We start from the raw sequence: 22,435 nt of genomic DNA, 5'->3' as shown, positions 1-22,435 counted from the left end.
TTAGCATCATGCTATTTCCATATCAGCTCGTTCGCTTCATGAGGTTCAATGGCTCCGTACGCTTGCTCGACCTCATTTAAATGATTGATTAAGACAAATTCAATATAGTTTGTCATGGAACGATGTTTGTTGGTCGCAAGGACACCAATTTTATTATAAACGTCTTCGGCAAGGCGTAAGGTGAAAACTCGTTTGTTGGTAGCCATAAAACCATCCTCCTTTGCGGGTATATTTTTATGGTACAACAAAATCAAGTATTTTTATGCAGTCTACGTGATAGCTATATGATATCACTTTTTGTATTACCAGGTTACCTCAATTGAGTTAACCGACATTTTCAGTTTGTCAAGCCCTTAGGCAAAATTGGTTCGTTTCCGTACATATTTTGCATCCTTGCAGCCTGCTATCTCCCTACGAGCGGCGTGGTGAGGTCACCCCGCCCTACAGCGCCGCTTAAAAGTAGGGCGGCGTGACCCCACGCCGCCGTTCGCGGCTACCGCCGCGCATTATTTCATTATTGAATTGTGAGCGTTATAAACCCACCTAAATCCGTTCTTTTGTCCACCGAAGTAACTCTTCATAATCAGCCGATCCGTCAGCGACTTTTAAAAATATCTCACTCAATTCGCCTTTTTGAAGCTGGCGCAATGGCATTTTGTTAATCTGTAGTACAATTAAAAGAGCCAAAGCGCTAATTCGTTTGTTTCCATCCACAAAAGCATGGTTTGCGGATAGTCCGAAGGACAGGCGAACCGCCTTTTCAACAACACTTGGAAACAGCTCCATACCATCAAACACTTGAAGCGGGGCATTAAGCGCAGACTCCAGCAGAGATTCATCTCGCACTCCCGTGCTGCCGCCAGTCTCCGCAAGCAGTTGATCGTGCATATCAAGAATTAATTCTTTGGACAGCCAATTCATTTTGCAAGTACCTCAAAATCTTTTCGATAAGCATCAATCAGCTTACTCGATGCATCGAGCACCTCTGCCTTTGCAGGGTATTCGATCTGATCACCTGCCTCCAATGTGCAGCCGACCTCGAAGGGAAATTTCCGCTCACGAACCATTTTTTTGACAAAAATATTAATTGCGGCGGAAGCGGACAACCCGATCTCCGAACAAAGCAAATCCAGCTGTTTTTTTACATCCGCGTCAATTCGTATCGTCATATTTGTGTTAGCCATATTATCATCTCCTGTGCTTAGTATAATCCGCTCCATTAAAAATGTCAACGAAATGCACATAATATTACGTGCATTTCGTTGACATAAATATAATCTCACACTATTACGCATCAAATATATGAGCGTCAGCGAACCACCGAGCTCCGCTGATCAATCGATCACCAGCGCCTCGCGCAGCGTGCGCAGGCTGGCGAGGTGGCCGTCCAGCATGGAAAGGGTCAAATCCTCCATCTCAAGCGCTACCTCTTCATCGTACCCCGACATGCGCGCGACCGAGAAAAATTCCTTCCACCACTTGGCGTCGTGTCCCGCGCCGACCGCGACGAAGTTCCACGCGCGCCCGGCGAAAGCGTCGATCGGCTTGGTGTCCAGCAAGCCGTTGGGCTGCCAGTAGCGGCGTTCCGGACGCGAATCCTTTCCGTGAATATGGTACAGCGCCTGATGCTCGCCCAGCACGCGCGCGGCCTCGATCGGGTCGCCGCCCATCCAGAACAAATGGCTGGGGTCGAGGTTCATGCCGACCATTGGGCCGACCGCGTCGCGCAAACGCAGGCAGGTTTCCGGGTTATAAACGAGCTGCGCGCCGTGGTTTTCCAGCGCGATACGCGTAACGCCGCAATCCTCTGCCATTTGAACGATATCCTTCCACACCGGGATGGCGACCTCGTTCCACTGATAGTCCAAAACATCCTGCGTTTCAGGCGGCCAAGAGGTGGTAATCCAAACCGGCGTTTTGTCGCCCTTGCACCCGGCGGGCAGGCCGCTCATCATAACGATTTTCTTTACACCGAGCTGACGCGCCAGTTCAAAGGTCTTTTTCGTTACGTCCATTTCATGCTCATACGCAAGCGGATTGCCCGAGCAATTAAGCGCGCACAGCGTAAGGCCCTTGGCGCGGATCGCATCGTACCATTTCTGGCGCGCGGTCGCGTCATGTACGAGCAGGTCAAGGTCGCAATGGGGCGCGGCCGACCAGTTGCCGGTGGCGATCTCCAACGAAGCGACGCGCTGCTCCACGCAAAAATCGAGCATTTTATCAAAGGGCATATCGAGGGTACATGTTTTTACTGCAAGTTTCATGATTCCGGTTCCGCTCCTTTTTTCTTTTCTTGTGCTCATTTTAACATACTATATAACCGGTCCGCAAGCGTTTCGGCCGGTGTTTGGCGGCGCGCCCTGATTTCCCGTTTTCCCTTGCAAAGCCCGGCGCTTTATGATACAGTCATGTTGCTTTGATAGAAAGAAGGGAGAAAAACGGATGGACGCGGACGTTATTATCGTGGGCGCGGGCCCGGCGGGTATTTTTACCGCGCTTGAAATGTTGAATCAAGGTACCACGCAGCGCATTCTAATGGTAGAAAAGGGTCAGCCGGTCGAAAAGCGGCACTGCCCCAAGGCAAAGACCGGCAAATGCATGAACTGCCGCCCCTATTGCCATATTACCACCGGCTTTTCCGGCGCGGGCGCTTTTTCGGATGGCAAGCTTTCGCTTTCCCACGAGGTCGGTGGCGATCTGCCCACGCTGATCGGCCCGACGCTCGCGCAGCAGACGATCGATTATACCGACGGGATCTATCTTTCCTTTGGCGCCGATCAGCACGTGGAGGGCGCGCAAAACACCGAAGAGGTAAAGGAGATACGCAAGCGCGCGATTCAAGCGGGTCTAAAGCTGGTGGACTGCCCCATCCGCCACCTTGGCACGGAAAAGGCGCAGCAGATCTACGGCGCGATTCAAAAACACCTGCTGGACAACGGCGTGGAGCTTCTATTCGGCTGGGAATGCCGCGACCTTATTCTGGATGGCGAGACCTGCCTTGGCGTATCGCTCGCGCGAAGCGGTGAAACGCGGGAGCTGCGCGCCAAAAACACCATCATCGCGACCGGGCGGCGCGGCGCGGATTGGCTGGAGCGCATCTGTGAGGAGCACCACATCGCCCACCAGCCCGGCACGGTCGATATCGGCGTGCGGGTAGAGGTGCGCAGCGAAGTGATGGAGCGCGTGAACAATATTCTTTACGAATCCAAGCTGATCGGCTATCCGCATCCGTTTAAGAACAAGGTGCGCACCTTCTGCCAGAATCCGGGCGGCTTTGTTTCGCAGGAAAATTACGATAACGATCTCGCGGTCGTAAACGGGCATTCTTATAAGGAACTAAAAAGCAACAACACCAACCTTGCTATTTTGTGCTCGCACAACTTTTCCGAGCCGTTCAACCAACCGATCGCGTACGCCCAAAAGGTGGGCGAGCTGACCAATATGCTGGGCAGCGGCCACATCCTCGTGCAGCGCTACGGCGATATTCTGGACGGCAAGCGCACTTGGCAGCAGGAGCTTTCCCGCTCCAACCTAACGCCCACCCTGCCGGACGCGGTCGCGGGCGATATCACCGCCGCCATGCCCTATCGCGCGATGGTCAATATTCTGGGCTTTATGCAGGCGGTCGATCAAGTGGTGCCCGGCTTCGCTTCTATTGAAACCCTGCTGTATTCTCCGGAACTGAAATTTTACTCCAACCGCGTGAAGATGGACCAAACGTTTACGACCAGCCTTACCGGCCTTTTCTGCCTTGGCGATTCCTCCGGCTGGACGCGCGGCCTGATGATGGCTTCCGCCATGGGCGTGCTGATGGGCCGCCGTCTTGCGGCGGAGGAATCAAATTAATTCCTTGAAAAGCAGCGTCTTTGCCGTTTTGCGGCAAAGACGCATTTTCATTTAACAAAATATTCATAAACGAGACTTGACTTTGCAGGGCGACGGTGGTAAATTAGTTTTAGCACTCGAGGGAGATGAGTGCTAAACACAAAAAAGGAGCGACGCCGCATGGAGCTTTCCGAACGCAAAAAACAGATCCTGAAGGCCATCATCGGCGATTATATCCGCACAGCCGAACCGGTCGGATCCAAAACTCTGGCCGCCGGGCATGAGCTCCCCTTCTCCTCCGCCACCATCCGAAACGAGATGAGCGAGCTGGAGGAGCTGGGCTTCCTCGAAAAGCCGCATACTTCGGCGGGCCGCATCCCCTCCGCTTTGGGTTACCGCCTGTACGTGGATGAGCTGATGACCCGCATGGAAGACGCGCCGGACACCGACGAAATGCCGTTTCAGCGCATGATGCAGCACAAGGTGAAGGAGCTGGACCGCCTGATTCAAGAGGCCGGCAAGCTGATTTCCAACCTTACGGATTATGCGTCGGTCGCGATCACGCCCGCGATGACGCAAACCGCCATTCGCCGTTTTGAGATCATCGCGGTGGATAAGCTGAATTTCGTTATCGTCGTTGTGACGGAATCCGGTACGGTAAAAAACAAAATGGTGCGCACGCTGGCCGATGTGACCGCGGATGAAGCCGAACTGCTGACCTACGTGCTCAACCAAACCTTGACCGGCCTGCCGCTTTCCCATATCACCGCCGAACGGTTCGATATTGTCCGCCGCGCCGCCGGGCTGTCCGCCCTGCTTGCGCCGGTGGCCGAATACATCGCCGAGCTGATTGAAGAGCTGGGCAGCCAGCGCGTTTATTTAGAAGGCGCGACCAAGCTGCTGCACTACCCCGAATACCGGGATCTGAAAAAAGCGCAGACCCTGCTCGATTACATGGACGACGACACGCATCTGCTGCCGGTCGCCCGCAAGATCGACGGCGTGCAAATTTTCATCGGCCCGGAAAACGGTGAAAACCCAATGAGCGAAACCTCTGCCATTTACGCAAAATACGATATCGGTAAGATCGGCCAAGGTGCGATCGGCATCGTCGGCCCGACGCGCATGGACTATGCCACGCTTTCCGCCCGCCTTTCCCGCTTTGCGAAGGGCCTGAACAAGCTGATCGCCGAAACCTTTTTGGATGAAAAAGAATAACGGAGGCATCAAATCAACATGAGCAAGAAAAAGAAGCCGGAAGCTGCTGCGCAGGAGCAGACGACGGAAAGCAGCGAGGTAGAAACCGAGAATACCAAGGCCGCTGAAGCCGAAGCTGAACAGACCGAACCCGAAGCGCAAGCCGAGACCGCCCCGGAAGCCGAAGCCGCTAAAGTTCCGGACGACGACCTCAAGGCTAAGTTCGACGACCTGAACGACCGGTATTTGCGCATGGCGGCGGAGTACGACAACTTCCGCAAGCGCAGCCAGCGCGAACGCGATCGCATCCACGCAGACGCGGTCTCGCACGCGGTGAAGGCGCTGCTGCCGACCTACGACAATTTGGAACGCGCCGTTAAGGCCGAGACCACGGACGCTGAATATAAAAAAGGCGTTGAAATGACCATGACCCAGCTGGTAGAAAGCCTAAAGGGCCTGAACGTCACCGTAATTGAGGCAGCGCCCGGCACCCCGTTCGATCCCAACCTGCACAACGCCGTCATGCATATTGAGGACGAGGCGTTTGCGGAAAATGTGATCGCCGAGGCGTTCCAGCAGGGCTTCCAGATCGGCGACCATGTCATTCGCCATTCGATGGTCAAAGTCGCAAATTAATTAGGAGTTAGAAATTAGGAATTGCGGTTCCGCGCGGAGCGCGGATATTTGATAAGCGGCTTACAGCCGCACCATGATTACTAATTACTAACTACTAATTACAAATTCACTTTATCAATCAAGAATCTTAACTATAAGGAGTGCAATAATCATGGGCAAAATCATTGGTATCGACCTTGGCACCACAAACTCTTGCGTGGCGGTCATGGAGGGCGGCGAAGCCGTCGTTATCCCTAACGCGGAAGGCGCGCGCACGACCCCTTCGGTCGTCGCGTTTTCTAAGGACGGCGAGCGCATGGCCGGTCAGGTAGCAAAGCGTCAGGCCGTGACCAACGCGGACCGCACCATTAGCTCCATCAAGCGCGAAATGGGCACGAACTACCGCGTAAGCATCGATGATAAGCAGTATTCCCCGCAGGAAGTTTCCGCGATGATCCTGCAAAAGCTGAAGGCGGACGCGGAAGCTTATTTGGGCGCCACGGTTTCGCAGGCGGTCATCACCGTTCCCGCTTACTTTACCGACTCCCAGCGTCAGGCCACCAAGGACGCGGGCAAGATCGCGGGCCTTGACGTGCTGCGCATCATCAACGAGCCGACCGCTGCCGCGCTGGCTTATGGCGTGGATAAGGAGACCGAGCAGAAGGTCATGGTATACGACCTTGGCGGCGGTACGTTCGACGTTTCCATCCTCGACATCGGCGACGGCGTGCTCGAAGTGCTGGCCACCGCGGGCAACAACCGTCTGGGCGGCGACGACTTTGACAAGCGTATTATGGACTGGATCGTCGCGGAATTTAAGAAATCCAACGGCATCGACCTTTCCGGCGACAAGATGGCCATGCAGCGCCTGAAGGAAGCCGCGGAAAAGGCCAAGATCGAGCTTTCCGGCATGGCGCAGACCTCGATCAACCAGCCGTATATCACGGCCGACGCGACCGGCCCCAAGCACCTCGAATTAACGCTGACCCGCGCCAAGTTCAACGAGCTGACCGCCGATCTGGTCGAAGCGACCATGGGCCCGGTGCGTCAGGCCATGTCGGACGCCGGCCTGTCCTCCGGTGATCTGGCGAAGGTGTTGCTCGTGGGCGGCTCCAGCCGCATCCCCGCCGTGCAGGACGCCGTAAAGGGCATCACCGGCAAGGACGGCTTTAAGGGCATCAACCCGGACGAATGCGTTGCCATCGGCGCCGCCATTCAGGCGGGCGTGCTGGGCGGCGAAGTCAAGGACGTGCTGCTGCTTGACGTTTGCCCGCTGTCCCTCGGCATTGAAACGCTGGGCGGCGTGTGCACCAAGCTGATCGAACGCAACACCACCATCCCGACCAAGAAGAGCCAGACCTTCTCCACCGCGGCCGATAACCAGCCCTCCGTTGAGATCCACGTGCTGCAGGGCGAGCGCGAAATGGCCGCCGGCAACAAGACGCTGGGCAAGTTCAGTCTGGACGGTATCGCCCCCGCGCCGCGCGGCGTGCCGCAGATCGAAGTAACCTTTGATATCGACGCGAACGGCATCGTCAATGTATCCGCCAAGGACCTCGGCACCGGCAAGGAGCAGAAGATCACAATCACGGCTTCCTCCAACCTTTCGCAGGACGAGATCGACAAAGCCATGCACGAGGCCGAGCAGTTCGCCGAGCAGGATAAGAAGAACAAGGAAGCGGTGGAGACCCGCAACAGCGCCGAACAGCTGGTGTTCCAGTCCGAAAAGGCGCTGACCGATCTGGGCGATAAGCTCTCCGCCGAGGAAAAGACCACCGTGCAGGCCGAGATCGACAAGGTCAAGGAAGCGCTTAAGGGCACTGATAACGAGATGATCAAGATGGCGTCCGATTCCCTTTCCCAGAAGTTCGGCGAACTGGCCAGCAAGATCTATCAGCAGCAGGCGCCGCAGGGCGACCCCAACATGGGCGGTAATCCGAACATGGGCGGCCAGCCGGGCGCGGGCCCGCAGGGCGATTTTGTGGACGCTGATTTCACCGAAGTGAAGGACGACGATAACAAATAATTAGTAATTAGAAATTAGCAGTTAGTAATTGTGGATCCGCACGCAGTACGGCGAGATTGATTTCGCCGCCTGCGGCGGCGCTCCTCAATTCCTAATTACTCATTACTAATTACCAATTTCGAGGGCGCGCTCCGGCGCGCCTATCCCCTTGTATAGAGGAATGATGATATGGCTGACAAAAGAGATTACTATGAGGTGCTCGGTGTCCAAAAAGGCGCGAGCGATGAAGAAATCAAGAAAGCGCACCGCCGCCTCGCCAAGAAATACCACCCGGATCTGAACCAAGACAACCCGGAGGCCGACGAAAAATTTAAGGAACTGAACGAGGCTTACGAGGTGCTCTCCGACAAGGACAAGCGCTCGAAATACGACCAATTCGGCTTCGCGGGCGTCGATCCCAGTTATGGAGGCGGCGCGGGCGCGGGCTTTGGCGGCTTCGATATGGGCGACCTCGGCGATCTGTTCGGCTCGTTCTTCGGCGGCGGCTTCGGCGGGCGCTCTTCCCAGCGCCGCAACGCGCCGCAGCGCGGCGAATCCATCCGCCAGAGTGTGATGCTTTCCTTTGAGGAAGCCGCCTTTGGCTGTGAAAAAGAAATTTCCATAGACCGGATCGAGACCTGTGATGAATGCGGCGGCTCGGGCGCGAAGAAGGGCACCAGCGCGGAGTCCTGCCCGAACTGTCACGGCACCGGCTCGGTCACGCAGACCCAGCGCACGCCGCTCGGCATGTTTCAAACACAGGCGGCTTGCCCCAACTGCCGCGGCACGGGCAAAATCATCCGCACCCCCTGCACCAAGTGCAGCGGCGCGGGACGGCTGCGTAAAAACCGCAAGCTGAACGTTACCATACCCGCCGGTATCGACGACGGCCAGTCCATCCAGCTGCGCGGTCAGGGCAACGCGGGCGTTAACGGCGGCCCGGCGGGCGATTTGCTCGTCACGGTAGGCATCCGCCCGCATCCGGTCTTCTCGCGCGACGGCTCCAACGTCATCTGCGAGATCCCGATCTCCTTTACACAGGCGGCGCTGGGTGATACGCTGCAAGTGCCGACGATCGACGGACGCATCGAATACAAAATCCCCGAAGGCACGCAGACCGCCACCGTGTTCCGCATGAAAGGCAAGGGCATTCAAAACCTGAACGGACGCGGGCGCGGCGATCAATACGTTCGCGTCAATATTGAAGTGCCGAAAAACCTATCTGAAAAGCAGAAAAAACTGCTGCGCGAGTTCGAGGAAAACACAACGGATGAAAATCAGGCTCAGCGCAAGGGTTTTTGGGATAAAGTCAAGGACGCTTTCAAGGAAATGTAAAACACAAAAGGCGCTTTACCGCATGATTGCCGCGGTAAGGCGTCTTTTTCTTTTCTATATCCGCATTTTATATACGTGAAGCTTGAATAGCAAGGGGCTGTAAAAAAACTGTTGCAAAATAGAAGAGTACCCAAATGTCATTCTGAACGAAGTGAAGAATCTCGCGCGAACGCGCGTTCCCAGCGTAACTTCCGCGCGTTGGCACGAGATTCTTCGTCGCTTCGCTCCTCAGAATGACAAAATTGGTAGCATTCTTCGCTTTGCAACAGTTTTCTATTCATTTGTGAGAACTTATTTTCAGCCCCTTTTTATTCTTTTATAGGGGTAAGGCGGCGGCCCATTCCCGAAGACGGGCAAGATCCGCCTGATTCGGATGGGTTAGCGCGCGGTCAAAATTTTCGATCATGTCGGTCATGCGTTTATCGCCGGGGCTTTGCCGCAGCATGGCTTCATACCGCTCCCGCACGGCGGGCTGCATTTTTCCCTGACACATAAAGCCGGGCAGCAGAATGTTATCCGCCGGAAGCTGCGTTTTTGTCCGCGCGAGGATAGAATCAAAGTAGCCCTGTTCCCCGCCAAAGCCGGCGGTACCGAACAGCGCGACCTGCTTGCCATGCAGCTTGCCGAGAAAAAACGCGGTCTGCTCGTCGCACAGGCCCTTATCCGTCCAGAAACCAACGCAAAGGAGGGAGGCGGATAACGCTTCCTCCCCCGGCGGGCCAAAGAAAACGCGGCCCGCTTCCGGCAGGCAGTCTTTTAACGCTTCAGCCAGTACGGCGGTATTGCCGGTACGGCTGCTGAAAACGATCGAATATTGCATGAGAAAAGGCCTTCTTTCAGCGTGTGCTGAGATCCATATAATGCGCGGGCTGCTGGACGCAGCGGTATGCCGGGCGAATAATCTTGTCCGCGTTGATCAGCTCTTCCAGCCGGTGCGCGCTCCAACCGACGATGCGCGCGATCGCGAACACCGGCGTGTACAGCTCGGGCGGCAGCGCGAGCATCGAATAAACAAAGCCCGAATAAAAATCCACGTTCGCGGAAACGCCCTTGTAGATATGACGCTCCTGCGCGATGACTTCGGGCGCGAGCCGCTCAACCAGCGAATAAAGGGCGAAATCCTGATCCCTTCCCTTCTCCTTCGCGAGCTGGCCGACAAAGGATTTGAACACGCGCGCGCGTGGGTCGGAAATGGAATAGACCGCGTGGCCCATGCCGTAGATCAAGCCCTTCTTATCAAACGCTTCGCGGCGCAGCAGCGCGCGCAGATAGCCCGCCACGGCTTCTTCATCCGTCGTATCGGTTACATTGCGCTTGAGGTCCTCAAACATTTGCACGACCTTGAAATTCGCGCCGCCGTGCTTGGGTCCCTTGAGCGAGCCGAGCGCCGCCGAGATCGCGGAATATGTGTCCGTGCCGGACGAAGACACCACGTGCGTGGTAAAGGAAGAATTATTACCGCCGCCGTGCTCCATATGCAGCACAAGCGCCAGATCCAACACCTTGGATTCCAGCGGCGAATAGCTCATATCCGGCCGCAGCATGCGCAGGAAATTGCTCGCCGTGGAAAGGCTGTCCGACGGATAATGAATGTACATGCTGCCGCCGCATTCATAATGGTTATAGGCATGATAGGAATATACCGCCAGCATCGGAAACACCGAGATCAGCATCAGGCACTGGCGCAGCACGTTGGGCAGGCTGATGTCGTCCGCCGTCGAATCATACGAGGCGAGCGTTAAAACGCTGCGGGACAGACTGTTCATCATATCGTGCGTGGGCGCTTTCATCACCACATCGCGCGTAAAGTTGGTAGGCAGCGTGCGCCCCTGCGCCAGTAGGCTTTTAAAATCTGATAAGCGGCGCACATCGGGCAGCTCGCCAAACAGGAGCAGGTATGCGGTCTCCTCGTAGCCCTTGCGGCCGTCCTTCATAAAGCCCTGTACCAGATCGTTGATATTGATGCCGCGATAGTACAGCTCGCCATCGCAGGGGACCAGCTTTCCATCCACCATTTTCTTGGAAATAATATCGGATATATTGGTCAGTCCGGCGAGCACCCCCTCGCCGTTTAGGTCGCGCAGCCCGCGTTTGACGTCGAATTCCTTATATAGCGCGGGGGCAATGGTGCTGTTGCTCTTGCAGAGCGCAGCCAAAGCTTCCACGCGCGGGGTCACTTCCAAAACATCGTGTCCTGCTGTCATAACTTCCTCCCTTTCCCGGTTCGTGAATTACTCGATAGTATTATTTTACCGGAAAAGGGCGGTCCGCTTCAACTTTATTTCGGTAACAAACCGTGAATAAACTGTAAACTTTTTCAACATATCACCACTTTACCATATTGGTGTATAATTATTCTTCGTCCTCCTCAAGCTCCTGCACCTTTTGTTCGCGGCGGCGACGGGCCATGCGGAAGGAAATATAGTAGATCACCAGAGTGGCAAGGGCTGTCGGTATGCAAATTGAGATGAAAAATGCGACGGATAGGCCAAACATAACGCTTGAACCGCCCTCCACGGGTACGAATTGCCGCACGCGCAGCACAGTGAGCAAGATGGCGGCTATCGCCCCCGCGCCCAGCGCCGTGAACAGGTAATGGCGCAGTGGAAAGCGGTCCGATTCGGCAAAGGCGTTATCATCCATCAGGCCATTCCGCCACTGCATTACGACGCAAACAATCTGCGCCAGCATGAATACGCCAAACTCCACCCAGCTGAACTGTCCGGAGCCCTCTGTATATTTGATCGCCTGCAATAGCATATCGAGCAGAATGCCAAAGGTAAATACATAGTACCCGATTTTGTAGATTCGGTTGACCTCTTGCGCGACGCGCTCATCGGTCGGTTTATGGATCAGCTTCATTGTGTTTCTCCCCCTTACAAAACATTCAGCAGCGCGACGACCAATGCTACGATCGCCATGAAATCCGCCAGTTGTTCGTCCTTCATCAATGCGTGTAACTTTTTCATTTTAAGCTTCCTCCCAAAATAATTCATCCAGTGTTCGATCGAGTACTTTACAGATCGCAATGCAAAGGTGAAGCGTCGGATTATAGCCGCCCGCTTCGATCAAGCCGATGGTTTGCCGCGTGACGCCGACCGCTTCCGCCAGATCCGCCTGCGACATATCCTTTTCCACCCGCGCCAGCTTCAGCTTTTTATTTTTCATGCCATCACCTCTTTGTTGATTACAGTATAATCTTTATCTTTCATTATGTCAAGTATATATTGCATTTTGTTTGATAAAAAAGGCTCTCAGAAAGTGAGAGCCTTTGGTCCTTATTCGTGCGGGGTTCCGCCGCGCGGCCCGGCGAAGCCGAGTCGGTGCATGGTGATCAGATACGCGATGAGCAAAGGAGTCATGGAGCCCGGCCATGCCAGCGCATAGGCCACGCAGATGCCGCCGAAGCCGAACGGCCCGGCAAGCAGCATCACGCCGAGCGCACGCATCACCAGCTCCATGATGCCGGCGATGGTTGGCACCACGCCCTGCCCCAGCCCTTGCAGCGTGTACCGATAGATATACAGCAGCGACAGCGTCGGGTAGAACAGCCCCGTTATGCGCAGGTAGAGCGCGGCCATGGAGATGACCTCGGTCGCCTCCTTACCGACGAATACGCCCGCGAGCGGCCCGCCAAACAACAGATTGACCGCAAGCACAGCAAGCGAATACCCCACCGACATGTAAGCGCACGACCGCACGCCCCGCTTGATACGGTCTACGCGGCCCGCGCCGTAGTTTTGCGCGGCATAGGTCGCCATGGTCATGCCGAAGGACGATAGCGGCGCGCCAAAGATTTGCTCGATCTTTTGCGCGGCGGTAAACGCCGCGACCGAAACAGAGCCGAAGCCGTTGAGCACAAACTGTAAAATGATAACGCCTATGCCGATGATCGAAGCCTGAAAGCCCATCGGCAGGCCAATGCCCGCGTGCCGCGCCAGCTCCTCGCCCGTTAAACGGAAGTCCTCGCGCCGCAGATGCAGCGCAGGGAACTTTTTCACGATATAGATTACACACAAAAGGCCGGAGACAAGCTGCGCGATCACGGTTGCCCAAGCCGCGCCCGCAACGCCCATATGCAGCCATAGGATAAACGCCAGATCGAGCGCAACATTCAAAATGCTCGCGATGATTAGGAAGTAAAGCGGCGTACGGCTATCCCCCAGCGCGCGGATGATATTGGACAACAGGTTAAAGAGCATGGCCGCGCCCGTGCCGATGTAAATAACGACGATATAGGCATAGGCCTGATCGATGATATCCGCCGGTGTGCGCATGAATTCCAGAATGGGGCGCGCAAAGGGCACGCTGATCCCGGTCAGCACGGCGGTGACCAGCACACAGATCACGATGCACGCCGCAAAGCTGCGCCGCACGCCGTCCGCGTCGCCCGCGCCGAAGCGCTGGGCCGTAACGATGGAAAGCCCGGTCGTAAGGCCCTGCACAAAGCCAATGATCAGGAACATGATGCTGCCCGTGCAGCCGACCGCGGCCAGCGCGCTCACATCGATCGCGCGGCCCACGATCAGCGTGTCCATCATATTATAGAACTGCTGGAACAGGTTGCCCGCAAGCAGGGGCAAAGTAAAGAGCAGCACCAGCTTGGCGGGGCTGCCCTGTGTCATCGACTTGGTCATAAGCGGGGTCTCATCCTCTTTTCAAAAACGTTGCAAGCATCATTATAGCACGTGCCGGCCCTTCTGCGAAGCGCGCGTTTTCCACAAAAAAAGAGGCGCCTATGCGCCTCTTTTTGCATGCTTACCGGATGAAGTTGGTCATCGTGCGGTGATGCGCCGCCGGCGGCGCGATGCCCGCCTTATCCATGACCTTTAAAAGCCACGCGATGTTTTCTGCCAGATGTTCGACCACGTCCATGCCCTCGGTATCTTCCAGTACCTCGCCGGGATCGGCGCCATGCACGGCGTTCCAGTAATCGGAGGTGACCAGCACCATTTCCATCGCGTCCATCGTGCCGAGCAGCTGCTGGTAGGTCTCCATACCGCCCGAGCGCCGCAGCGTGACAAGCGCCGCGCCCACCTTATGATGCAGTTGGTTTTCGCCGCAGCCCGCGGCCAGCATCAGCCGGTCGAGGATGCACTTCATATTGCCCGCGATGCCGCCGTGATACACGGGCGACGCGAGCACGATGCCGTCCGCCGCGATGCACTTTTCAATCACTTCGTTCACACTGTCGTCGTTCTGGATACAGCGCAGCGTTCCGTTATCCAGACAGTGATAGCACGCGAGACAGGGATGTACTTTTGCGCCGGGCTGCACGACCTCGAACTCGATCCCCTCGCGCTCGAAAACCTGAGCCATGACCTCCAAACACTGCGCGCAGTTGCCGCCCTTACGCGGGGACCCATTGATTGCTACTACCTTCATATCTTTTTCCTCCTCAAAATTTATCTCTTTTTATTGCTTCTGTCTTCCGGTTTCAATGCGATATAGCCGCATGACGACCAGCGTGTGGTTGAGCTGCGGGCCCATCAGCAGGATCATGCTGACCAGATAGAGCCAAAGCATCAGCACGATGATCGCGCCAAGCGAGCCGTACAGCACCGAGTAGCGCGCCATATTATCCACGTAGAATGAAAACGCCCAGGAAACCAACAGCCAAGCCAGCAGCGAAAACAGCGCGCCGGGCCAGACCTCGCGGAATTTTAAATACAGGTTTGGCACCACGCGGTTAAACAGCAGTAAAAAGCCGAAAATGAAAGCGATCATCACCCAGAAGCTCGCGTCATGCGTCAGGCCGAGCACGGCTTCGGGAATGGGCAGGTAAACAGGCAGCAGACGCAGCAGCGTGCGCCCCGCAACGACCAAAACAAAGCTGACGACCACCGAAATCAAAAAGCCCGCCGTGATCCCAAAGGAAATAAGAACATCCATGACCATGCCGCGCTTGACTTCGATATGGTAAATATCGTTCACCGTGCGCATCATCGAACGCACGGCGCGCGAGAGAAAATACAGCGTGAGCACGATACCGATGATCATCGGGCTGACCGCGGGCTGCTGCCGGAGCTGTTCCAAATAGGATTCGATTAGGCTGTTCAGGCTTTGCGGCAGCATCTGCAAGATCGGCTGAATGCCGTCCATCGACAGGTGGAGCTGGGCGAGCAGCGAGTTGATGAACATGAGGAGCGGGGCCAGAGAAAAGAGCAAAAAATAAGAAAGCTCAGCCGCAGCCTGCGGAATGCCGTCCCCAAAATAGCGGTAAACCATGCGCTTGATCAGATATACCAAACGATTTTGTCCGTTCAACCAGCCGCGCCTCCTTTCCCCCTGCGTGTGTTACCGTTATTGTACCAGTTTTTCGCGTGATTTACAACTTGCGTTTTCCCACCATTTGGCGTATACTATAACAAAATAGAACGAATGTTCGTTTTCGTGAGGTGCGCTATGCAAGACCTTCGGCCGATCACCTGTTGCTTTTCCGGCTATCGAATCGAAAAAATGCCTTTCGGCGCGGATGCCCCCGAAGCGGAGGCGCTGAAAAAAAAGCTGGCGGACGCGGTCGCGCGGGCGCACCAGCGCGGATGCACGCGCTTTTTTACCGGCATGAGCACCGGCTTTGACCTATGGGCGGCAATGGCCGTTTTGGAAGCGAAAAAAGCCTTGCCGCTTCGCCTTTGCTGCGCTATCCCGTTCGACGATCAGGCCCGCGCTTTTGCGCCCTTTTGGAAAAAAGCCTATAACCAAGCGCTCGTCTACGCCGATGAAGTGTACACGCTTTCCCGCGCGTACCATGCGGGCTGCTACGCCGCGCGCAACCGCTTCATGGTGGAAGCCTCCGCCCGGCTGATCTGCTACTATGACGGTCTGCCCGGCGGCACGGCCCAAACCGTCCGTATGGCGCAAAAAGCAGGGCTGCTGATCGACAATTTGGCGGAGGAGCAGCTTTCGCTGATTTCTCATTAATTTTTCGCAAAAAGTTCCTATTTTCTCCTTTTTTCACACAACTGGCTATTTGCATCACGTAGGTGTTATTTACATTGTGTTCACAATTTAGTAAAATAGAAGATATTACGAAAGAGAAAAAAGGGGAAATCTAAACATGGGCTATCGTTTTAAGGACATGAAAAAATGGCAGAAAAGCCGTCTGTTGTTCTGCTTTATTTTCGTTGTTGTCGTTTCGGTGGTTTACCTATCTATTTGCTCGGTTCGGCTGTACCGCGACCGCGCGGGCGAGGACAAGTATTGGACAGACGCGCTAACCACGAACGAAGCCGTGCTGGACAAGGTGGAATCACGCGGCGCGGACGCGGTGCAGGTATCCGTCGGCACCTATATCGAAAACCTGAAAGAGGTATCGATCAAAAACTCCTCCTACCGGCTCGTCATGCAGGTATGGTTTAAGTGGCAGGGCGATCAGGCGCTCGACATGGCAAGCAATTTCCATGTGTATAAGGGCACGATCAACAAGACCGAAATGCTCAAAGAATATCACGAGGGAAACGAGCATTACCAGCTTGTCCGCATGGATGTAACGGTCACAAAAAACTACTGGACCTGCCGTTTCCCATTGGAATCCCACCAGCTGCGCTGCTATTTGGAAAGCAACTATCCCGCGCAGGATGTGATTTTTGTCGCGGATAAAGAAAACAGCGGCCTGAACGGCAATATGTCTATCGCGGGCTTCGATATCCGCCGGTACGACACGGGCGTTTTCTATAACGAGTACGATTCGACCCATGGCGATCCCGAGCTGGCCGATCCGATCATCACAGCCGAGCATGTCACCGCGTTGGAACTGAACCGTTCCAGCATCGGCCTGTATATTAAGTGCATCATCGCGCTGTTCGGCACAACGCTTTGGGTGCTCATCACGCTGTTCATCTGCACCTTCCACTATGTCGATCCGCTGGGTATGATCCCGGCCGCTCTGTTCGGCACGGTATCCAACATCATGGTCGGCGCCAACCTGCTGCCGGACGCACTTGAAATGGGCTTGTTGGAATTCATCAACATGTGGGGCGTGTATACCATCATCATCGTCGCGCTCGCGGTCATAAACATCAACCGCATCCGCAATAAATTCGAGGATCGGGAATTTGCCCAGTACTTCGGCCGCATCATCTTTACGACGATCCTGTTCTTCACGCTGGTCGGCCATCTGCTGCTGCCGATTTGCGCCTATATGATTTAAGGGAGGCGCCAACGCCATCATGCGTAAACGCATTTATGAAATCGTCGAGCACGCGGATCAGGGCGACCGGCTCAGTCACGCATACGATATCTTCATCACGGTCGTTGCGCTTATCAGTATCGTTCCGCTTTTATTCAAGGGCACGAATCCGTTCCTCGACCGGATCGATCTGGTTACCGTTTATATCCTGTTCGCGGATTACATCTTCCGCTGGGTAACGCACGATTTTCGACGCGGCAAGGCTTCGCCGTGGTCGTTCGTCCTTTATCCGGTCACGCCCCTTGCCATCATTGAGCTGGCCGCCATTCTTCCCTCGCTCGCGGTACTCGGGCCGCAGTTCCGCATCCTGCGCATGCTGCGCCTTTACCGTGCGCTGCAATATTCTAAAAACTTTATCTATATCGCCAACGTTTTTAAGCGCGAAAAAAAGACGCTCGGCAGCGTGCTCATCATTGCGCTGGCGTATATCTTTATTTCCGCGCTCGCCATGTTCTGCTACGAGCCGGATACGTTTGAAAACTTCTTTCATGCGCTTTACTGGGCTACCACCGCGCTCACCACGGTGGGCTATGGCGATATTTATCCGGTTACGCATGTCGGCCAGCTCATCAGCATGATCTCCTCCCTGTTCGGCGTGGCGATCATCGCGCTGCCCGCCGGCGTTGTAACGGCCGGCTTTATGTCGCAGCTGGAAAGCGAAAACAAGCAGAGGGAGGCGAAACAGGATGACGAAGTGGAATAATAAAACGCGCTACGCGGTCGTCATGGTGCTGTGCGTCGTGCTGAACATGGTGCTCAGCGAGGTTTCGGGCAACCTGCACCTGCCGGTGTGGCTGGATGTGACCGGCACGGCGCTCGCCGCCTTGCTGTTGGAGCCGACCGCCGGCCTGATCGTCGGTCTGGCAAACAACTTCTTCCTCGCCATTTTTCTTACCGGCACCTCTTCGCTGTTTTACTACTGCATCTCGGCGGCGGTCGCGCTGATTGTCGGCCTGATGATCCGCGAGCCAAACGGCGGCAAAATCCGACGGAACAGGGTTTTGCCCGCGATCGCGCTCGTGCTGATTGTATCCACCCTGCTGTCGACGGTGTTGACGCTGCTGCTCAGCGGCGGTGTTTCCACCAGCACGTGGGAGGTCCACTATATGGACATCGCCGCCGCGTGGGGCTTGCCGCAGGCGCTCTCCTGCCTATTCGGCGTGTTCGTGATCAAGTTCTACGATACGCTTGCCACCGCCGCTCTTGTCGCGGTACTGTACCGTGTTTCCCCCCATTCGTTTAAATATCCTCCTGCGGAGGCGTGACCAGAAACAAAAGCCCGCTCCAATCGGAGCGGGCTTTTATGTGTGCTTTAAACTATTTTCTCCCGTTTTTGTATATACCGAGTAAGTATCGCGGCCGTTTCCGCCCGGGTCGCGTGACCCTTTGGGTCGAGGATGCCGTCCCCTTTTCCGGTGATAATGCCTTGCTCAATCGTCCACGCGACTGCGCTAACAGCGTATCGTGATATATTGCCGCTATCATGGTACTGTGCCAGCAGCATATCGCGCTGTTCCACTGTTGGGCTGCCCGCGTATCGATACAGCATGGCGGCAAGCTGTTCACGGGTGATGAAATCGTCCGGTGCAAAGGTATTTTCGTCATATCCCTTTACTACGCCATATTTCGCCGCCCACGCAACGGCGTCCGCATAGTAAGCAAAAAAAGGAATGTCCGTAAAGGACGTGTCCTTTACGGACGGCTTACCGGTAAGCCGCCACAAGATGGTTGCGATCATGCCGCGCGTCGTATCTGCCTGCGGCGAAAATTCTGTATCCGAAGTGCCGCCCATCAGACCGCTTCCGTACATATATTGCACGCTGTCGTGGAACCAGTCGGAGGCGCCGACGTCAGTGAAAGGCAGCTTATCGTGTTCGGCCTGCCTGAACGCTGCTACAATGGTATGTCCCTTTGTCACCCGATCAAAGGTATAGGTGTTCACTTCTCCAACGCTGGCTCCATCCACCTTCACATCGGCAACTTCATAGCCCGTATCCGGCGTAATGGTAAAGGTACGGCTACCGCCCCGCGCCACTCGTAGCGAGCCTTTAGGGCTAATAGAGCCGCCGGTACCTGCGGAAGCGGTAATGGTATAGTAGGTTGTACCGCTCGAATGGCTGGGTTCAATATCCTGATAGACCAGCGAATAAAGCGAAAACTTATCGCTTTGCACCGTCACTGTGTTGGGGTCACTGTCTAGGTCATACAACAGCTCGGTCGTAAGCGCGCCAGTGGCTCCGTGCACCGCCAAGACTGACCAGCGACGCTCTACCCCTGTTGGCGCCGGTAAATCGGACACGTTGAAAACGAGTGTGATCTGACGTCTTAGCGAAGTAAGCGGTTGAACGGTTTTATCACCTGTATTCTTACGGATAATTTCCTTTTTCACTGTTACGTCATGTACCCGTCCGACTGTGACACCGGCAGACTCCGCTTTTTTAAGAATTTCCGTTTGCTGGGACTCGGTCAGCGTATCTGCCGGCTTTACCTCCAAAATAATATTATATTCGGAGATGTCGCCCTGCTTAATTGCCTGCGCTTCCTCAAACACCATGTTTTGAAGCACCATATTGGCATCCGGCAAATTCGCCGCCGCCTGTATATTCTGCTTCACATTGATTTCGGGCAGTTTAGCCAGTGCGTCATTCAGCTTTTCAACCGTTTCGTCCTCTATTCCGGCTTTATCGCCCTCTTCCATTGCTTCGTAGTCCAGCTTGGTGTCCAGAATACTTTCCTGCTGCACTTCGTCCGGCACCGCATCCTCCGGTAATAGAGGCAGGTTTTCTATTTTATCCTCCAAATCCGGCGCTTTCATTTTCTCAAAAGTAACCATAAGATGACAATCCGTGTCTGGTGAGAAGGTGTATATATTATTTTGCAGGTATTTTGTCACATCGTCATTTTCTATCCACGCAGTCTCTACTTTATAGCCGGGATCTGGCTTGAAAGTAAACGACTGAGGCGTTCCCTGCTCTACCTCGATATCGCCCGCCGGCTCCACAGTACCGTGCTCGCCCGCTTGCGCGGTGACTGTAATGCTGTGTACGACCGGCTCGAACGAAACAGCTATCGTATGATCAGTATCGGCGTTAATGGTATAGGTATTGTTCGTAACGCTTGCTGTCACGTCTTTACCGTCAAGCGTCACACTGGCTACCTTAAAGCCGCTGTCCGGCAGGAAGGTAAAGGTTTTTTCCGTATCCTGTTCCACCTGAATCATACCCGAAGGCGCAATGCTGCCGTTCGATCCGGCGGTTGCGGCAATGGTGACATACTGCGTATTTTCAGCAAAGGTAACGTTTAAGGCTTTCGCCTGATCGGCGGTTAGGACATACCTGCCGCCCGAAACCTGATCTGTCACGTCCACGCCATCCAGCGTGACCTTGGCGATTTTATAACCGCTGTCCGGGGTAATGGTAAAGGTTTGCTCCGCGCCTTTTTCCACCGTAAAGGTGCCGGAGGGCGAAACCGCACCGTGTTCGCCCGCTGTGGCGGTCAGCTTTACGCCTTCTGCAGTTTTCCAAATAGTCTTGCCGCTTTCCTGCAGCCTTTTTAGAAAAAAGGTGTCGGAATCCAGCACAAAATCACCAACGCTGTCTGCCGCGGCGGTGATATAGGTTTGACCAAGGGTGATTGTGCCGTCTATTCTTACTGTTGTTTCTCCGGTAACCTTGCCGCCGATTGTAAGTTGTTTTCCGGCATTCATCAGGAGAGTTCCACCTCCCGCGAAGCTCCCATAAATCTTCTCATTATCGGAGCTTAAAGCCACAGAGCCGTTCTTATCAAGTTGTAGGTTACCGGTGTTCCAAAACAGTACATTTCCTGTATCATCACAAACTAATTTCGCCTTATCTGCAACATGAACAGTAGGAATATCCGAATCATATAAGTAAGCGATCGCCGCGTTTGTTTCTGTCGCGCCATCACCAACATTCACCGTAAGACCATTTGTCAGTTTCGCATTATCCTCTGCCCACGTCAGAAGCGAAGTGTCCCCTGTTATAGTTAAGACCGCAGATTGTGTGACCGACGCGCCATAGCCTCCGCCGCATAATCGGGGTATCTTTGAATCATGTGCGTTAATTGCTACATCATTTACATTCGATGCCCAACCACCGCCACGCAGTGCAACTTTAATAGTTGATTTATCAATATTAATCTCTGTATCCTGCGCACTTGCACCGCCATATCCACCGCCATATGCGGTATCAACAGTCGAATCCATAATATTTAACTGTGATTTTCCAGTAACAGCAGCACCAACGCCCCATCCGCCTGTGATAGTCACCGCCAACATTTTGCTTTGCTTTATCGTTATGCAAACGTTACCGTTTATGGCAGCAGTCGCATTAGAAGCCGTTGCGTGGCCTCCGCCCCAAATCCAGTTTGAATTTTGTACCTGACTGAATTCCGTACTTACGTTGCCATAAACCGAAGCATTGGAATTTTCAGCGCTCGCATATCCAGCGCCATAATAATAGCCATTTAGGCCTAACGAATTTCCAGAGCCACTGAATTTAGTTGATACTGTTGCAGACTGCGTCCCGCTGCCTACCGTTGCCGTTGTGTTCTTTTGCGCCGCCTGACCGCCTCCAATAAAGTTCCCCGCACATGAAAAGCTGTCACCTATTTGTGTGGAGATACCGTTTTTTACATTTGCATGCGCGTTCTCGGGCGTGTACCTCAGCGGCATAATCCATCCGCCGCCAACAAACCGGCCAAGAGAAGAAGTACCTGTTGTTTTTTTGCAAACAACGTTATCTCCCAACGTAATATCAACTTGTCCAACATCAGCGCTAGCTATGTACTTTGTTAGGTAGTCCACCACACCGCCGCCAATAATACCGCCAAGGGATACGTTATTCCCTATCGTAGCTTTAACCGTGCCCAGTACATTGCTAGTTCCGTTTGCCGCATTCCCACCGCAAAACAGTGCATTATTAACCGTCTTTCCATTTGCGATATGAATCGTAACGTCTCCGTTTACATTGGCCCGCCAAACATCCTTGCTGCCATCTTCGTTTGGTTTTGCTTCGTTACGGCCCTCCACACGACCGCCGCCAATAATACATCGGTCTGTATTGGACTCTGTATTGGTTGATATATTCCCGCTGACCCGCAGATCCACGCCGCCGACGTCCGCGAATGCCGCGCTAGTCTCGTCATCACCTGCGTAAAAGCCGTTCACCCATCCGCCGCCAATAATGTAATCGCCATCATAGGCTTTTTGTTTAATATCAGTATCGATCGTCATATAGCAGGTACCA

At 54.5% G+C, this 22,435-nt stretch carries 21 protein-coding genes; 9 read left to right on the top strand and 12 right to left on the bottom strand.

Going from position 1 to position 22,435, the window contains the following annotated elements; genetic code table 11:
• Window positions 1–11 precede the first annotated feature (11 nt).
• The 4 genes from NE562_RS00260 to NE562_RS00245 form a co-directional block, all read right to left on the bottom strand.
• Window positions 12–206, bottom strand: a complete 195-nt coding sequence (locus NE562_RS00260; RefSeq protein ID WP_280960379.1) for a hypothetical protein — start codon at window positions 204–206, stop codon at window positions 12–14.
• 337 nt (window positions 207–543) lie between these two features.
• Window positions 544–921, bottom strand: coding sequence for a type II toxin-antitoxin system death-on-curing family toxin (locus NE562_RS00255; protein WP_280960378.1), 378 nt, complete (start codon window positions 919–921; stop codon window positions 544–546).
• Entirely contained in the window at window positions 918–1,184 is a 267-nt protein-coding gene (locus tag NE562_RS00250; RefSeq protein ID WP_280960377.1) for a type II toxin-antitoxin system RelB/DinJ family antitoxin, read from the bottom strand. The genes NE562_RS00255 and NE562_RS00250 overlap by 4 nt, the downstream gene beginning before the upstream one ends.
• Before the next feature lie 150 nt (window positions 1,185–1,334).
• On the bottom strand, window positions 1,335–2,264 hold the full coding sequence (locus tag NE562_RS00245; RefSeq protein ID WP_280960376.1) for a sugar phosphate isomerase/epimerase family protein: 930 nt from the start codon (window positions 2,262–2,264) through the stop codon (window positions 1,335–1,337).
• 178 nt (window positions 2,265–2,442) lie between these two features.
• Here NE562_RS00245 and NE562_RS00240 point away from each other — a divergent pair, with 178 nt between their 5' ends.
• From NE562_RS00240 to dnaJ, 5 genes are all read left to right on the top strand, one after another.
• The gene (locus NE562_RS00240) at window positions 2,443–3,846 is read left to right on the top strand and encodes an NAD(P)/FAD-dependent oxidoreductase (RefSeq protein ID WP_280960375.1); all 1,404 of its coding nucleotides are present in this window, start codon (window positions 2,443–2,445) and stop codon (window positions 3,844–3,846) included.
• 159 nt (window positions 3,847–4,005) lie between these two features.
• Complete coding sequence (gene hrcA / locus NE562_RS00235) at window positions 4,006–5,043, top strand: heat-inducible transcriptional repressor HrcA (protein WP_280960374.1); 1,038 nt, start codon at window positions 4,006–4,008, stop codon at window positions 5,041–5,043.
• An 18-nt stretch (window positions 5,044–5,061) separates the two neighbouring features.
• Complete coding sequence (grpE, locus tag NE562_RS00230; RefSeq protein WP_280960373.1) at window positions 5,062–5,658, top strand: nucleotide exchange factor GrpE; 597 nt, start codon at window positions 5,062–5,064, stop codon at window positions 5,656–5,658.
• A 151-nt stretch (window positions 5,659–5,809) separates the two neighbouring features.
• Window positions 5,810–7,663: a molecular chaperone DnaK gene (dnaK, locus tag NE562_RS00225; protein WP_280960372.1), complete on the top strand. Its 1,854-nt coding sequence runs from the start codon at window positions 5,810–5,812 to the stop codon at window positions 7,661–7,663.
• A gap of 168 nt (window positions 7,664–7,831) precedes the next feature.
• The gene (gene dnaJ, locus NE562_RS00220) at window positions 7,832–8,977 is read left to right on the top strand and encodes a molecular chaperone DnaJ (protein ID WP_280960371.1); all 1,146 of its coding nucleotides are present in this window, start codon (window positions 7,832–7,834) and stop codon (window positions 8,975–8,977) included.
• 316 nt (window positions 8,978–9,293) lie between these two features.
• On the opposite strand, the gene bilS is transcribed toward dnaJ, so the two are convergent.
• The 7 genes from bilS to NE562_RS00185 all read right to left on the bottom strand — a co-directional run bounded on the left by bilS (window position 9,294) and on the right by NE562_RS00185 (window position 15,244).
• Complete coding sequence (bilS, locus tag NE562_RS00215) at window positions 9,294–9,797, bottom strand: flavodoxin family protein BilS (protein ID WP_280960370.1); 504 nt, start codon at window positions 9,795–9,797, stop codon at window positions 9,294–9,296.
• Window positions 9,798–9,813: 16 nt separating this feature from the next.
• Window positions 9,814–11,181 (bottom strand): citrate/2-methylcitrate synthase, encoded by a 1,368-nt coding sequence (locus NE562_RS00210; protein ID WP_280960369.1) that lies wholly within the window; start codon window positions 11,179–11,181, stop codon window positions 9,814–9,816.
• Window positions 11,182–11,329: 148 nt separating this feature from the next.
• Window positions 11,330–11,839 carry a DUF6773 family protein gene (locus tag NE562_RS00205; protein ID WP_280960368.1) on the bottom strand — a complete coding sequence of 170 codons (510 nt, stop codon included), beginning with the start codon at window positions 11,837–11,839 and terminating at the stop codon, window positions 11,330–11,332.
• A 108-nt stretch (window positions 11,840–11,947) separates the two neighbouring features.
• On the bottom strand, window positions 11,948–12,145 hold the full coding sequence (locus tag NE562_RS00200) for a helix-turn-helix transcriptional regulator (protein WP_280960367.1): 198 nt from the start codon (window positions 12,143–12,145) through the stop codon (window positions 11,948–11,950).
• Window positions 12,146–12,255: 110 nt separating this feature from the next.
• A complete protein-coding gene (locus NE562_RS00195) occupies window positions 12,256–13,614 on the bottom strand; it encodes an MATE family efflux transporter (RefSeq protein ID WP_280960366.1) in 1,359 nt (452 codons plus the stop codon).
• A gap of 121 nt (window positions 13,615–13,735) precedes the next feature.
• Window positions 13,736–14,362 carry a flavodoxin family protein gene (locus tag NE562_RS00190; RefSeq protein ID WP_280960365.1) on the bottom strand — a complete coding sequence of 209 codons (627 nt, stop codon included), beginning with the start codon at window positions 14,360–14,362 and terminating at the stop codon, window positions 13,736–13,738.
• A 30-nt stretch (window positions 14,363–14,392) separates the two neighbouring features.
• Entirely contained in the window at window positions 14,393–15,244 is an 852-nt protein-coding gene (locus NE562_RS00185; RefSeq protein ID WP_280960364.1) for a YihY/virulence factor BrkB family protein, read from the bottom strand.
• Between the two features lie 138 nt (window positions 15,245–15,382).
• Here NE562_RS00185 and NE562_RS00180 point away from each other — a divergent pair, with 138 nt between their 5' ends.
• The 4 genes from NE562_RS00180 (at window position 15,383) to NE562_RS00165 (ending at window position 18,433) form a co-directional block, all read left to right on the top strand.
• Window positions 15,383–15,901, top strand: a complete 519-nt coding sequence (locus tag NE562_RS00180; RefSeq protein ID WP_280960363.1) for a DUF1273 domain-containing protein — start codon at window positions 15,383–15,385, stop codon at window positions 15,899–15,901.
• Between the two features lie 136 nt (window positions 15,902–16,037).
• Window positions 16,038–17,129: a hypothetical protein gene (locus tag NE562_RS00175; protein ID WP_280960362.1), complete on the top strand. Its 1,092-nt coding sequence runs from the start codon at window positions 16,038–16,040 to the stop codon at window positions 17,127–17,129.
• Window positions 17,130–17,148: 19 nt separating this feature from the next.
• Complete coding sequence (locus NE562_RS00170) at window positions 17,149–17,871, top strand: ion transporter (RefSeq protein WP_280960361.1); 723 nt, start codon at window positions 17,149–17,151, stop codon at window positions 17,869–17,871.
• Window positions 17,855–18,433 (top strand): hypothetical protein, encoded by a 579-nt coding sequence (locus tag NE562_RS00165; protein WP_280960360.1) that lies wholly within the window; start codon window positions 17,855–17,857, stop codon window positions 18,431–18,433. The genes NE562_RS00170 and NE562_RS00165 overlap by 17 nt, the downstream gene beginning before the upstream one ends.
• Window positions 18,434–18,480: 47 nt before the next feature.
• Here the strand turns inward: NE562_RS00165 and NE562_RS00160 are convergent, their stop codons facing one another.
• Window positions 18,481–22,422, bottom strand: a complete 3,942-nt coding sequence (locus NE562_RS00160; RefSeq protein WP_280960359.1) for an S-layer homology domain-containing protein — start codon at window positions 22,420–22,422, stop codon at window positions 18,481–18,483.
• Window positions 22,423–22,435 lie beyond the last annotated feature (13 nt).

It is taken from the genome of Butyricicoccus faecihominis (assembly GCF_024462775.1).
In the GTDB taxonomy this organism is placed as follows: Bacteria; Bacillota; Clostridia; order Oscillospirales; family Butyricicoccaceae; genus Agathobaculum; species Agathobaculum faecihominis_A.
Note: the sequence above shows the minus strand (reverse complement) of the source record. Positions and strands in the feature narration are given on the sequence as shown.

Bases quoted from the DNA above. Each gene is read 5' to 3' on its own strand.
- NE562_RS00210 (WP_280960369.1), bottom strand. From the start codon at position 11,181: ATGACAGCAGGACACGATGTTTTGGAAGTGACCCCGCGCGTGGAAGCT.
- NE562_RS00245 (WP_280960376.1), bottom strand. From the start codon at position 2,264: ATGAAACTTGCAGTAAAAACATGTACCCTCGATATGCCCTTTGATAAA.
- bilS (WP_280960370.1), bottom strand. From the start codon at position 9,797: ATGCAATATTCGATCGTTTTCAGCAGCCGTACCGGCAATACCGCCGTA.
- NE562_RS00205 (WP_280960368.1), bottom strand. From the start codon at position 11,839: ATGAAGCTGATCCATAAACCGACCGATGAGCGCGTCGCGCAAGAGGTC.
- hrcA (WP_280960374.1), top strand. From the start codon at position 4,006: ATGGAGCTTTCCGAACGCAAAAAACAGATCCTGAAGGCCATCATCGGC.
- NE562_RS00200 (WP_280960367.1), bottom strand. From the start codon at position 12,145: ATGAAAAATAAAAAGCTGAAGCTGGCGCGGGTGGAAAAGGATATGTCG.
- NE562_RS00170 (WP_280960361.1), top strand. From the start codon at position 17,149: ATGCGTAAACGCATTTATGAAATCGTCGAGCACGCGGATCAGGGCGAC.
- NE562_RS00255 (WP_280960378.1), bottom strand. From the start codon at position 921: ATGAATTGGCTGTCCAAAGAATTAATTCTTGATATGCACGATCAACTG.
- NE562_RS00195 (WP_280960366.1), bottom strand. From the start codon at position 13,614: ATGACCAAGTCGATGACACAGGGCAGCCCCGCCAAGCTGGTGCTGCTC.
- NE562_RS00190 (WP_280960365.1), bottom strand. From the start codon at position 14,362: ATGAAGGTAGTAGCAATCAATGGGTCCCCGCGTAAGGGCGGCAACTGC.
- dnaJ (WP_280960371.1), top strand. From the start codon at position 7,832: ATGGCTGACAAAAGAGATTACTATGAGGTGCTCGGTGTCCAAAAAGGC.
- NE562_RS00175 (WP_280960362.1), top strand. From the start codon at position 16,038: ATGGGCTATCGTTTTAAGGACATGAAAAAATGGCAGAAAAGCCGTCTG.
- NE562_RS00180 (WP_280960363.1), top strand. From the start codon at position 15,383: ATGCAAGACCTTCGGCCGATCACCTGTTGCTTTTCCGGCTATCGAATC.
- dnaK (WP_280960372.1), top strand. From the start codon at position 5,810: ATGGGCAAAATCATTGGTATCGACCTTGGCACCACAAACTCTTGCGTG.
- NE562_RS00260 (WP_280960379.1), bottom strand. From the start codon at position 206: ATGGCTACCAACAAACGAGTTTTCACCTTACGCCTTGCCGAAGACGTT.
- grpE (WP_280960373.1), top strand. From the start codon at position 5,062: ATGAGCAAGAAAAAGAAGCCGGAAGCTGCTGCGCAGGAGCAGACGACG.
- NE562_RS00240 (WP_280960375.1), top strand. From the start codon at position 2,443: ATGGACGCGGACGTTATTATCGTGGGCGCGGGCCCGGCGGGTATTTTT.
- NE562_RS00160 (WP_280960359.1), bottom strand. From the start codon at position 22,422: ATGACGATCGATACTGATATTAAACAAAAAGCCTATGATGGCGATTAC.
- NE562_RS00165 (WP_280960360.1), top strand. From the start codon at position 17,855: ATGACGAAGTGGAATAATAAAACGCGCTACGCGGTCGTCATGGTGCTG.
- NE562_RS00250 (WP_280960377.1), bottom strand. From the start codon at position 1,184: ATGGCTAACACAAATATGACGATACGAATTGACGCGGATGTAAAAAAA.